The 13,961-nt window shown below is 43.7% G+C and carries 7 protein-coding genes; all 7 read left to right on the top strand.

All coding sequences use genetic code 11. From position 1 onward, the window contains the following. The first annotated feature begins 347 nt into the window (after positions 1 to 347). The 7 genes from OIM59_RS16190 (at position 348) to cysS (ending at position 13,931) form a co-directional block, all read left to right on the top strand. Positions 348 to 3,542, top strand: coding sequence for a TonB-dependent receptor (locus tag OIM59_RS16190; protein WP_299172955.1), 3,195 nt, complete (start codon positions 348 to 350; stop codon positions 3,540 to 3,542). Positions 3,543 to 3,578: 36 nt separating this feature from the next. Beyond that, a complete protein-coding gene (locus OIM59_RS16185; protein ID WP_299172952.1) occupies positions 3,579 to 5,330 on the top strand; it encodes a RagB/SusD family nutrient uptake outer membrane protein in 1,752 nt (583 codons plus the stop codon). Between the two features lie 74 nt (positions 5,331 to 5,404). Further along, entirely contained in the window at positions 5,405 to 7,174 is a 1,770-nt protein-coding gene (locus tag OIM59_RS16180; protein ID WP_299173101.1) for a hypothetical protein, read from the top strand. Positions 7,175 to 7,240: 66 nt separating this feature from the next. Beyond that, positions 7,241 to 9,142, top strand: a complete 1,902-nt coding sequence (locus OIM59_RS16175) for an arabinan endo-1,5-alpha-L-arabinosidase (RefSeq protein ID WP_299172949.1) — start codon at positions 7,241 to 7,243, stop codon at positions 9,140 to 9,142. 99 nt (positions 9,143 to 9,241) lie between these two features. Then, complete coding sequence (locus OIM59_RS16170; RefSeq protein ID WP_299172947.1) at positions 9,242 to 10,249, top strand: arabinan endo-1,5-alpha-L-arabinosidase; 1,008 nt, start codon at positions 9,242 to 9,244, stop codon at positions 10,247 to 10,249. A gap of 162 nt (positions 10,250 to 10,411) precedes the next feature. Beyond that, the gene (locus tag OIM59_RS16165) at positions 10,412 to 12,352 is read left to right on the top strand and encodes a glycoside hydrolase family 97 protein (protein ID WP_303897701.1); all 1,941 of its coding nucleotides are present in this window, start codon (positions 10,412 to 10,414) and stop codon (positions 12,350 to 12,352) included. A gap of 97 nt (positions 12,353 to 12,449) precedes the next feature. Then, positions 12,450 to 13,931, top strand: coding sequence for a cysteine--tRNA ligase (gene cysS / locus OIM59_RS16160; protein WP_303897699.1), 1,482 nt, complete (start codon positions 12,450 to 12,452; stop codon positions 13,929 to 13,931). Positions 13,932 to 13,961 lie beyond the last annotated feature (30 nt).

The following is a 13,961-nucleotide window of genomic DNA, read 5'->3' as shown; positions in this document are numbered from 1 at the left end:
AGACTGTGCGAATTCGTTGCATTCCAACCGTTTACTCTCTCGTTTTTATTTATCCACCTATAAAGTCCGTTTGTCCACCTATGTTTTTATAGGGTTTCTTACTTTTGAAACACTATAAAAACGATTTGTTATTTATTAAAACATTAGATACTATGAGACATAACCAGAAAATTGCTGCTAAGGTTATAAGCGGCATATAAAGTTTCCTGTTTTACGTGGTCATGTAAAATCTTATTTTGGAGTTGTAATGATGGGGACGATAATATGATGTAATTGACCAATGTGAATCTATACTGTTAGATATAAAATTCAGTTAATTTAACAATCTAAATTTAATACCATTAAAAATGAAAAAACAATTGATTTTTTCCGCAATGCTTGGCTTGTGTGCTTTGGGGAGTACCGCGGTCTATCCTATTTCCGCTATGGCTGCTGTAGCACAATCACCAGCCATCAAGGTTCGTGGTCAAGTAGTCGATGAACAAGGTGAGCCCCTATTGGGTGCTACTATTCGGGTGAAAAACACTTCGACTGGAACAACTACCGATTTGGATGGAAATTTCCAGCTGGAAGTACCTGGTAATGCTGTCCTGTTGGTCAGTTATGTGGGTTATAAGGAACGTGAAGTTGCTGTTCGCAACCGGTCTACTCTTGAACCTATTCAGCTGCAGAGTGATGATTTTATGCTTGAACAAGTGGTAGTGGTAGGTTATGGAACGCAAAAGAAGTCTGATTTGACAGGATCTGTAGCAGTCGTTGATACGGAAGCTTTGAAGCAGGTTTCCCATTCTAATATATCTTCCATGCTCGAAGGAAAGGTAGCAGGTGTACAAGTTACTTCAGATGGTCAGCCTGGAGCAGACCCCACAGTACGTATTCGAGGTATAGGCTCTTTTGGTGACACTTCTCCACTGTATGTAATAGATGGTGTGCCAATGGGTACTTCTATCCGTGATTTCTCTTCAAATGATATTGAGACAATTCAGGTTTTGAAAGATGCTTCTGCAGCGGCTATATATGGTTCTCGTGCAGCTAATGGAGTGGTAATTATTACTACAAAGCGTGGTAAGAAAGATCAGCCTTTGAAAGTAGATTATAATGGATATTTTGGCGTTGATAATATTTCTAAAGGTATTTATGATGTAATGAATGCCGATCAGTATAGCCAATTTATTGGTCAGGCTTGCTTAAACTCCAATACCCCATTGCCGGGAGGATATAGTCTTGACAGTACGACTGGTAGATATAAATTTATGGATGATACAGATACCGACTGGTTTGATGAAGTATTTAAAACGGGTATTCGTCAGAATCATAACGTAAACCTTTCAGGCGGTAGCGCACGTAGTACTTATAACGTATCGTTGGATTATTTCAACCAAAAAGGAACACTTGAAGGTGCAGGACCGAACTATGAACGTTTTACTGCACGTGTCAATAATACTATGGATACTAAATTCGTGAAGTTCCAAACAAGTGTTGTTTATTCTCATTCCGATCAGGATAATATGAGTTTGTCCAATGCTTCTGAATACGTTCAAGGATTGTATGGCGATGTAACCAATGTTTTGCGTGGTACCTTACTTATGCAGCCGACTATCAAGGCGTACGATTCATCAACATGGGTTCTTGATGATAAAGTAGGTGCGGCGAGTGATTATAATTATGATGCTTATGGCTATGGTGTATACTATGATGACATACATGGAGATATCTCTGCATCTAATCCATTGCTGATTAATAATCTGCTACAGCGTAATACACGTGTGGATCGTTTTGTAGGTACAGGATCTGCTGACGTAGATATTCTTAAAATGTTTGGCATTGATAGTAAAAATCATAAGTTAAACTATAAGATTAATTTGTCTTATAGTAAGACTCATTGTAAAGATTTTACTTGGATTCCTTCCTGGATACAGAGTAATCGTGTGTATTTGGCGAAGAGTAATGAACGTCTGGAAAAGGCTTCTCGTGACTATTCAGATGCGCTTATTGAGAACATTCTTACTTATGATGGGACAATAGGCAAACATCATATCAATATTGTCGCAGGTCAGACCTACGAGGAAGAAAATACAGATTTACTTACAGGATGGGGATTAAACTATACTGAACCTTATTTCTTACAGCTTCAGAACGGCTCAGATACCTATTCAAGCAGTTATGAGTATAAACATGCTATCTTGTCTTACATTGGTCGTGTAAACTATAATTACGATGACAGATATTTGTTCTCTGCTACAGTACGTAGAGATGCTAGTTCTCGTTTGTCTAGTGGTATTCGTTGGGGTACATTCCCTTCTGTATCTGTAGGTTGGCGTTTTGATAAAGAAAGTTTCTTCCCTTTCAACCCTGAGGTCGTAAACATGTTCAAAGTTCGTGGTAGCTATGGTGAACTGGGTAATGAAAATATCGGTGAATACATGTATCAGGCTACTATGTCGCGAAATAACATGACATACAGTTTCAATAATTCGCCTGTAACAGGCTCTGCTATTTCTACTTTCGTGGATAACAATTTGTCATGGGAAAAGAAGAAAACGTATAACGCAGGTATAGATTTGGCCTTATTCAACAATCGTTTAGAATTTACGGCTGAGTGGTATAAGAATACGAGTACAGATTTGTTGTATTCTGTACCAGTTCCAGAACAAGCTGGAGTTTCAAATACGACAGTTACAATGAATGCAGCTTCTATGGAAAATTCAGGTTTTGAGTTTTCTGCTACTTATCGTAATCACGATCATCCTTTTAAATACGAGGTGTCCGCAAACCTCAGTACGTTAAAGAACCGGGTAACTTCGTTGGGATTTGGTACGGATTATTATTTAACGGGTGATTACATCACTTACGTTGGGCAGGAAATAGGTCAGTTTTATGGTTATGTTTATGAAGGAATTGCACGTACTCAAGAAGACCTTGATAACCATGCTGTTCAGGAAGGAGCCAATGTGGGCGACTGCTTATATAAGGATATAAATGATGACGGGAGAATAGATACCGACGATAGAGTGGTGCTGGGAAGCGGTCTACCTAAAATAAACTTTGGTCTTAATGCACGTTTCGAGTATAAGGGATTTGATTTAAGTATTGCTACTTATGGTGCACTGAATTATCATGTGAGCGATGACATATATAACTCACTCAACTCTTGTTACGGATGGAGCAACAAGGAGGTAGCTATGTTGGATGCTAACCGCTTTAGTGAAGATGGAACGACCTATTTGTCTGATGTTCCACGTACATATATAACTAACAGCGCAAGTTTGGCATGGAATGATTTGTTCAGTTCTCGTAAGATTCAGAACGCTGCTTATTGGAAAATTGCCAATGTAGAGTTGGGATATAATTTCCCTGATAAGTGGTTTGGTAAATACATCTCAGATGTGCGTCTGTATGTGTCGGCACAGAATCTTTACACATTCACAGGTTATAAAGGTTATAATGTGGACTATGCAGGTGGAACTTTCACTCCTGGATATAACTTCTGCTCTTATCCTACTGCACGTACATTTATGTGTGGCGTACATTTTACATTCTAATAGCTATTCTGTATCTTAATACTAAAAAAATATCGTATGAAACTTAATATATATTCACTTGCTCTCATTTTGGGATTTGGTACTCTGTCTTCCTGTAGTGATAGATTGGATTTAATCAATCCCAATCAGCAGACTTCAAGCACTTTCGGTTTTGATGCCGATGATTTAGAGGAATGTGTTATTGCTGCATATAATCACATTCGTATGGAAGGATCGTATGCACGTGTGGGTTACACTATCGACGTATGCCGTGGAGATGAGGCTTGGAACTCATCACAAGTTTGGTATTTGCCATTTGACGACCTTAATGTAGAAGTTACATCAGATATTGCATTCTGGCCATGGCGTGAATGGTACTATACCATAAACGTTTGTAATTTCATCTTGTCTCGTTGTGGAGAAGATGACACACAACTTTCTGAGAATATGAAATTGATCAAAGGGCAAGCTCTTTTCTTGCGTGGATTATCATACTATAATCTGGCTGGATACTATCAGAATCCGCCGTTAATTACAGATTATGACACTTATTCTTCATTGGATGGGCTTTATGGGGCCAACAGCACTTATGATGAGGTTCTTGATCAGGTAGAAAAGGATTTTTTGGAAGCTATGGAGTTGTTACCCTCTCGTGATGAAGGTGGCGAGTGGGCTGGAGGGCGCGCTACGTGTGGAGCTGCGGCTGGCTACTACGCCCGTACGTTGATGGTACGCCATAAATTTAGTGAAGCACTTACCGTACTTAAAGATATTATTGCAAAGAAGTATGGTACTTATAGGTTGATGGATAACTATGGTGATAACTTCCGTGAAGGCTCTGCTTATGAAAACAATGATGAGAGTCTGTTTGAGATACAATTCCTTGATTATGGTTCACAAGGTACAGATGATGAATGGACGCCGGTAAATACAAGTCCTAATGCAACTCAGGGTTCTGCAATAGAAAGTAACTTTGCTCCTGGTAATTATGGTGGATGGGCTGATATCTCGGCTTCCCCGTGGTTATATCATCTTTTTAAAGAAGAACGTACAACAGACAATAAACTTGATCCTCGCCTTTATTGGACTATCGGTACTTATGAGGCCGAGTGGGAAGATTTTGAGTATGGAAATGTAGCTTATACGAATCAGCTTTCGGCTACAGATAACATTGTGACCAATAATATTTATGGAGGTTTGCCTATTGCTAAATTCACAAATCTTCGTACGGGCCTTTATAGTACTGTTGTTACAGGTTTGCATGATGGAATCAATTTGCGTCTAATGCGTTATTCAGATGTATTGCTTCGTGCAGCAGAGTGTGAAAACGAAGTAAACGGTCCTACTCAGCAGGCTATCGATTGGATTAATGAAGTGCGTAATCGTGTTGATTTGCCGGATTTGAAACTTGCCGATTTTGATACTGCTGATAAACTTTTTGAACAAATTGCAAATGTAGAAAGGCCAAAAGAATTTGGATGTGAGTTTGGACGTGGTTTCGACCTTATTCGCTGGGGATTTTTCTATGATAGTGGTCGCCTTCAGCAACTTAAGGAGCATGGAACTTTTCGTCGTTCAATCGAAGGTGTGAAAGAACCTGTAAGTTATAGTGATATAGCAACAGATTCGGAATTGAAGTGTTCTTATGATACCTATATTCAAGGACATGAGTTTTTACCTATTGTTCAGACGCTGACTAACAATAATCCGAATTTGGAGGGAAACTCTGCTAATTATAGCACAGACAATTCAACTTATTTCCGTGAGAATGGATGGAAAGTACGTCCGGTTGTGGATTTAAGTAAGTAGAGATATTCCAAAACAATCTTTTTATATGATAGAGGAGATTGTGATAAATTAATTACTTATTAATGTTTAATACAATGAAATATTCAAATAACATAATATCAGCCTGTTTTTCGTTAGCTTTAGGTATGTCTGCTTTGACTGGTTGTGAGGGTGGTGAGCTTTTTGATGTAAATGCACCCGACTGGCTTTCCGATAAAATACAGGAAATTGAGGATTCGAAGAACGATAATCAGGATGAGATAGTTCTTGAAGGTATGATGGAAGATGTATATACTATTGGCAGTACTGATTACTCAAGTGGCTGGTGGGCGGCTTTCTCTAAATATTATGTAATACCTGATGGTCAGAAATGGTACGCAGTGTTCAATCTTCACATTAATCCAAGTGCGACGAATACTTATAAGAATTTTGCTCTGATAATCTGTTCAGATGCGGATCGTGACAGTGACGGATATAAGGAGTATGGTGCAATACGTTTTGATAACCAGCCTTCCGGAAACTCTGAGTGGGGTGATTATATTGATCGCTCTTATGTCGAAAGTACGCTTACTTTTGAAACCGATACCGATGAAGGTATTGATAAACTCGGAGGAAAGGTAACACTCGTAGTCGACAGAACTAATGCGGAATCATTCAGTGTAACGATGACAAATGGAACAGTTACTAAGACTTATACTCAACCAACTGCTCTCGTTAATTTGAATGCAGATGCAAGTAATACCAATATCCGTTGTTTCCTGGTACCGGAAGGTTCTTACATTGATTTCCAACAGACAAACATTGAACCAATAGGTGGTTGTACTTCTGCTGAGGACAAGAATCCGGTCTCAATGGTATTGCAGAATGTCCCCGATCAGGTAAATGTTGGCACTACACTGGAGGATGCTATGGCCAATGTAACTGCTTTGATTACATTTGAAGAGGGAGTTACAAAAACTGTTGCTGCATCCGAGCTCAGTTTCACGGCAATACCTGATATGGATACTGCGGGAGAAAAGACACTTGTAGCTGTTTATAATAAGACATTTAAAGGTGAGAACTGTGATCAACCGATTGTGGCGAATGCAGCTTTCGAAGTAGTGGAAAAGATTGCATCAATTCAGGTAACGACTCAGCCTTCCCGTACGCATTATTATTATTATACTTCGGCTGCTACTGAGGCTTTGACAAACCGTACGTTAGCTTTTGATCCGACAGGTATGGCTGTTACTGCCACTTATGTCAATGGCGAGTCAAAAGTGATGGATAATTCTAGACTTAGTTTCTCTACTATCCCTGCTCAGGATGGTTCTCATAAGGTTACCATTACAGCTGATGAGGGAATTACTGCAGAGGTTGACGTTACAGTTTCCAAGTCTACAGCTTCGGCTGTAAGCAATAGTACGGCTGTAGTAGGAGCTGAAGATAATTCTACTGCTTTTTGGGGAGCTTTTTCTGATGAATTTAATGTGCCTGTAGGGGAAACAAAGTCTATCACATTCACCAATTACAGCAGTTTGGCTGGAAACTGGAACAATTATGTGGTTGTTCTCCGTAAGAAAGATCTTACTGAGTATGCAGTAGTTCGTGCCGATAATTATGGATGGGGTGACGGATATGCTGCTTGTCTGACTAGTGGAGGCCAAACAGATTGGGTTACTTGGCTTGCAGGTATGAACGGAGCCAAGGTGACAGTGTATGTGACTAATTGTGGTAATGGTACAGCTGATGTTCAGGCTGTGATGCAGGGAACAACAGGAACTACTTCTACCCAGTATTATTTGGGCATTAATACAGTAGATTCCAGTGACCTGAACTTTGCACTGACCGTTGATGGTTGCCATTTGATTTTTGGAGCTGAATAACAATTATGCCATGCCTTCTCCCTTTATTAGAAGGAGGGAAAGGCATGGTTCTTTAAAACCAATTAAATGAAAAAATTATCGTTTTTCTGGATATCTTTATTACTTGTTTTTACGTTTGTAGCTTGTTCTGATAACAATGACTCCCCCGAATATAATCAGAATGGTGAGGTGACTGTGGCTACGCCTGAGGTTACTGCGACGACAGCAACTTCATTGACTGTTATTTCGTCAGTCTCTGGTAATGTCGAAGTTGTTGTTAAGAAAGGGTTTTGCTATAGTTCCAACGCACAAAATCCTACTATCAATGACAATGTAGTCGAGGTAGGCGAAGATTTCAGTGCTACAATTTTAGGTTTGATGGGTAATACAACTTATTATGTCCGGGCATATGTTTACGGCAACAGCCGTTATACCTACTCGGATGTGCTTACAGTGACTACAGAAAATCAGAGCCTGGATGATCAACTGCTGTCTTATGTGGCTCCAGCTTATGAAGACAATTATGTAAATATTGCCGACTGGTCTAAGCGTGGTCAATGGAACCTCAGTAATGTACATGATCCTACAGTTGTATTGGCTGAAGATGGATATTATTACATGTATCAGACAGACGCTTCGTATGGCAATGCACATACAGCAGGTGGACACTTTCATGGACGTCGTTCAAAAAACCTGGTAGATTGGGAATATTTGGGAGGTACTATGCAAAGCTTGCCCGACTGGGTAATTCCGAAGCTGAATGAAATTCGTGAGACGATGGGATTGGGGAGTGTCTCTCCCAATACCGCTGATTTTGGTTATTGGGCTCCTTGTGTGCGAAAAGTTAGGAATGGGCTTTATCGCATGTATTACTCCATTGTATGTCCTGGTACATTGAGCGGGGACGGTACATGGAGTGAACGCGCGTTTATCGGATTGATGGAGAATGACAATCCAGCCAATAACGAGGGCTGGGTGGATAAAGGTTATGTCACTACCAATGCTTCGGATAAGGGACTTGATTTCCATGTAGCTGCGGATGATTGGGGCAATTGCTATTACAAATGGAATGCCATTGACCCCAGCTATATTATTACGGAAGATGGCAGACATTATCTGGCCTATGGCTCTTGGCATAGTGGCATTGCGTTGGTAGAACTTGATGGAGAGACCGGTAAAGTGAAAGCAGACCTGCCTAATCCTTGGGGAACCAGTGATGATATTGCAGCTTATGGTCAACTGATAGCTACTCGTCAGATGGGTAACCGTTGGCAAGGTTCTGAAGGACCGGAGTTGATTTACCATGATGGATATTATTACTTGTTCCTGGCTTATGATGCATTGGATATCCCTTACAATACCCGTGTAGCCCGTGCTACAAATATTTCAGGTCCGTATATGGGGATGGACGGTACAGATGTAACTACGGTTGGGGGCGATATTCTTCCGGTGGTGACTCATCCGTATAAGTTTAATAACAGTGAAGGCTGGGTAGGTATTTCTCATTGTTGTGTGTTTGATGATGGAAACGGTAACTGGTACTTTGCTTCACAAGGTCGTTTTCCCGCCAATGTGGGAGGTAATGCGTACAGCAATGCTTTGATGATGGGGCATGTACGTTCTATCCGTTGGACAGAAGATGGTTGGCCGCTTGTAATGCCAGAACGTTACGGTGCGGTACCGCAAGTTGCTATTACTGAAAATGAATTAGTCGGGAACTGGGAGCATATAGATTTATCTTATTCTTATGGGAACCAGAAAACTTCTACTCAAATGACGTTAGCAACTGACCATACAGTAACAGAGGGTCCTTGGAAAGGAACGACATGGTCGTTTGATGCCACAAAATCTACTTTGACGTTTAGTAACGGTGTTGAATTGTATTTACAGCGTGAAACAGATTGGGAGGCTTCTCCAAGAACTCATACAATTGTTTATGCCGGCTATGGCGATAATTATAAGACTTATTGGGGAAAGAAAAGTAAGTAACTCATTTTTAGTGAGGTGACATTAAAATGATAAAATGAGTAATTTTGTTTATAGAATTACTCATTTTTTATAAGTAGTGATTTGATTTATATTAAGTCTATGAAACATACCTTCTTTTCATTTTTTTTACTGGCCGTAGTAAGTACGGCGTATGCATCTTCGCCGGAGAAAAGTTCATCCGTCATTCCTATCAGTAAGGTAATGACCCATGATCCGGTGCTGGCCAAGCAGGGGGATACCTACTATCTCTTTGCTACCGGGCAGGGGATTTCGGTCATGTCCTCCAAAGACATGGAAAACTGGAAATTCGAGAAACCGGTATTCGACAAGGCACCCCAATGGGCGGTAGAAGCCATCAAAGGTTATAAAGGACATACCTGGGCGCCAGATATTCTTTATCATAACGGGTTGTATCATTTGTTTTATTCCTGTTCGGCCTTTGGAAAGAACACTTCAGCTATCGGACATGCTACGAACCCTACGCTTGACCCGTCCAGTCCCGATTTTAAGTGGACTGACCACGGGAAAGTGATTCAGTCGGTCCCTCACCGGGATATGTGGAATGCCATCGACCCGAATGTGATTATCGATGAAAACGGTACGCCGTGGATGAGCTTCGGTTCCTTCTGGGACGGCATCAAGCTGGTCAAGCTGACGCCGGACCTGAACGAGGTGGCCCAGCCTGAAGAATGGCATTCGCTTTGCCGTCGTCCGCGTACGTTCGACTTGCCGGAGGAAGAGGCAGGCGACGGAGCAGTAGAAGCCCCTTTTATCATGAAGCACGGGAATTATTATTACCTCTTCGTGTCGTTCGACTATTGCTGTAAGGGATTGCAAAGCGACTACAAAGTAATGGTGGGCCGTGCGAAAACGGTGACAGGTCCTTATTTGGATAAAGAAGGAAAAGCTTTGAACCGGGGAGGCGGTTCGTTGGTCATTCAGGGCAACGAGGATTATGCCGGAGTGGGGCACAATGCTGCCTATCATCTTGACGGGAAAGATTATTTTATTTGCCATGCCTATTCGGTGGTAGAAGAAGGAGCTCCCAAACTGCTTGTCCGCGAAATAAGCTGGACACCCGACGGTTGGCCGGTTGTCCGGTTCTGAGAATGATATCAGACAGATACCGCTATGAGATTTGTGAAACCTCATGGCGGTTTTTTTGTAGTTACTTGCATGATTTGCGGTCGTTTTTGAAGAATCTTTTATTGTTAGTTTCACACTTAATTTCTATTTTTGTCCTGATTAGTAATTATCTGAAAAACACCTATGAAGAAACAAGTATTTTTTGGCACATTGGCATTATTGGCCTCTCAGGCATTTGCTCAGCAGGCGGCAGTGACGGGGCCGGATGCACGTTTAAAACTCGATTTTCAGTTACAGGACGGTAAACCTGTTTATTCAGTGACTTACGACGGCAAGACCGTTTTGGAGAATTCTCCGTTGGGCTTCGTGTCCAATATCGGTGATTTCAGCCGGCAGATGACGTTTGTGGACCAGCAGACAGATAAGGTGGACAAGACCTACACGCAGACCCGTATCAAATGTTCTACGGTACACTATGCGGCTAACAAGCTGACCGTGACGCTGGAAAACGCAGACAAGAAGAAAGTGGATATCGTGTTCCAGCTGAGCAACAACGACATCGCGTTCCGCTATGAGATGCCTCAGTATGGCGAAACAGCCTGTATGGTAGTGGAGAAGGAAGCCACCGGATTTGATTTCCCCTCTTCCACCACGACGTTCCTTTCCCCGCAGAGCGACCCGATGATTGGTTGGATGCGTACCAAGCCGAGTTATGAGGAAGAATATGTTCCTGATGAGCCGGTGGCTACGCCGTCAAAATACGGTGAGGGGTATACCTTCCCGGCACTTTTCCACGTAGGCGATAACTGGGCACTGGTTTCGGAAACCGGTGTGCGCAGCTTGTATTGTGCGTCTCATCTGAGCGATGCCACGAAGGACGGGCTGTATAGCATTGCCTTCCCGAACCCGGGCGAGATGAACGGACTGGGTTCTTCCACTCCGGGACTGGCTTTGCCGGGTGTGACTCCCTGGCGTACCATTACGGTGGGCAACGGGCTGAAGCCGATTGTGGAAACTACAGTCCCGTTTGATGTGGTGGATCCGCTTTATGAACCTTCACAGGACTATAAGTTCGGACGTTCCACCTGGAGCTGGATTATGTGGCAGGACCCGAGCATCAACTACGACGACCAGGTGCGTTTCATCGACCTGGCCAGTGAGATGGGCTATGAATATACCCTGATTGACGGCGGTTGGGAGAAAAACATCGGCCGTGACAAGATGGAGAAACTTTTCCAATATGCACACCAGAAGAAGGTGGACGTATTCGTGTGGTACAACTCCAACGGCTATTGGAACGATGCGCCGCAGGATGCCAAGCAGTGCATGAGCAACTCCGTAGCCCGTAAGAAAGAAATGAAATGGTTGCAGAAATGCGGTGTGAAGGGACTGAAGGTGGATTTCTTCGGCAGTGACAAGCAGCAGATGATGGGCTTGTACGAAGACATCCTGACCGATGCCAACGAATACGGACTGATGATTATCTTCCATGGCTGTACCATTCCGCGCGGATGGGAACGGATGTATCCCAACTATGTGGGCAGCGAGGCGGTACTGGCTTCGGAGAACCTGATATTCAACCAGCACTTTGACGATATGGAGGCCTACAATGCCTGCCTGCATCCGTTTATCCGCAACACCATCGGCTGCATGGAGTTCGGAGGCACCTTGCTGAACAAGCGTTACAACCGGACAAACGACGGGGGTACTATCCGCAAGACCACCGATGTGTTCCAGCTGGCTACGGCTGTGCTGTATCAGAACCCGATTCAGAACTTTGCCCTGTCTCCGAACAACCTGACCGATGCGCCGGCTTTGGCCATCGACTTCATGAAGCAGGTGCCGACCACTTGGGATGAAACGGTGTTCCTGGATGGTTATCCCGGTAAATATTGTGTGCTGGCCCGCCGTCACGGTGACCGTTGGTACGTGGTGGGAGTGAATGCCCAGAAAGAACCGTTGAAGCTGACGCTGAACCTGCCGATGTGGCAGAAGGGTGAGACGGTGTCTTATTACCTGGACGACAAGAAGCGCCAGCCGCAGCTGGAGGAATTGAAAATCAAGAATCCGTCTGAAGTGAAAGTGGTGATTCAGCCGGAAGGCGGTATTGTCCTGACGAAATAACCCGAGGGGGATTGCAAAGAGAAAAGCGTGATTTTTTAGCCGAAATCACGCTTTTCTCTTTTTAATTTATAACTTTGCAACCTAACTCTTTTGAATTATGGAGAATAACAAGCTTTTCATTTACAATACACTGACCCGCAAGAAGGAACTTTTCGTGCCTTTGCATGCTCCTCATGTGGGCATGTATGTGTGTGGTCCTACCGTATACGGTGACGGACATCTGGGACATGCGCGTCCCGCCATTACGTTTGATATCTTGTTCCGCTACCTGAAGCATCTGGGCTACAAGGTGCGTTACGTGCGTAACATTACCGATGTGGGCCATCTGGAACACGATGCCGACGACGGAGAAGACAAGATTGCCAAGAAGGCTCGTCTGGAACAGCTGGAGCCGATGGAAGTGGTGCAGTATTACCTGTTGCGTTACCACAAGGCTATGGAAGCTCTGAACGTGTTGCCGCCCAGCATCGAGCCGCATGCGTCCGGACACATCATCGAACAGATTCAGCTGGTACAGGAAATCCTGAAAAACGGATATGCGTACGAAAGCAAGGGTTCGGTGTATTTTGATGTAGCCAAGTACAACAAAGACCATCATTACGGTGTATTGTCGGGCCGTAACCTCGACGACGTGCTCAACACGACCCGTGAACTCGACGGACAGGACGAGAAACACAATCCGGCCGACTTTGCGTTGTGGAAGTGTGCACAGCCGGAACACATCATGCGCTGGCCGTCACCTTGGAGCAACGGTTTCCCGGGCTGGCACTGTGAATGTACAGCCATGGGACGGAAATACCTGGGTGAGACCTTCGACATTCACGGAGGAGGCATGGACTTGATTTTCCCGCATCATGAATGTGAGATTGCACAGGCTGTGGCTTCCGAAGGTCATCCGATGGTACGCTACTGGATGCACAACAACATGATTACCATCAACGGACAGAAGATGGGTAAGTCATTGGGTAACTTCATCACTTTGGATGAGTTCTTCACCGGCTCCAACAAGCTGCTGACACAGGCTTATACGCCGATGACCATCCGTTTCTTCATCCTGCAGGCACACTACCGCAGTACGGTGGACTTCAGCAACGAAGCATTGCAGGCAGCTGAAAAGGGACTGGAACGTCTGCTGGAAGGTGTGAAGAACCTGGAACGCATCACCCCGTCGAAGACCACTTCGGGCATCGAGCCGCAGGGCTTGCGCGAGAAGTGCTACGAAGCCATGAACGACGACTTGAATACACCGATTGTCATTTCACACCTGTTTGATGCCACTCGCATGATTAATACGGTGATTGACAAGAAGGCGACCATCAGTGCCGAAGACCTGGAAGAGCTGAAGAACGTGTTCCATCTGTTCGTGTTCGACATTCTGGGACTGAAAGCGGAGGCTGAAAACAATGCGGCCCGTGAAGAAGCATACGGAAAGGTGGTCGACATGCTGCTGGAACAGCGTATGCAGGCCAAGGCCAACAAAGACTGGGCTACCAGCGACAAGATTCGTGACAACCTAGCTGCACTGGGCTTTGAGGTGAAGGATACCAAGGACGGATTCACCTGGAAGCTGAACAAGTGACGGAGATTTTGAAAACTACATGATAGGAAG

It is taken from the genome of Bacteroides mediterraneensis (assembly GCF_025993685.1).
In the GTDB taxonomy this organism is placed as follows: domain Bacteria; phylum Bacteroidota; class Bacteroidia; order Bacteroidales; family Bacteroidaceae; genus Phocaeicola; species Phocaeicola mediterraneensis_A.
This window is presented reverse-complemented; position numbering and strand designations above follow the sequence as displayed.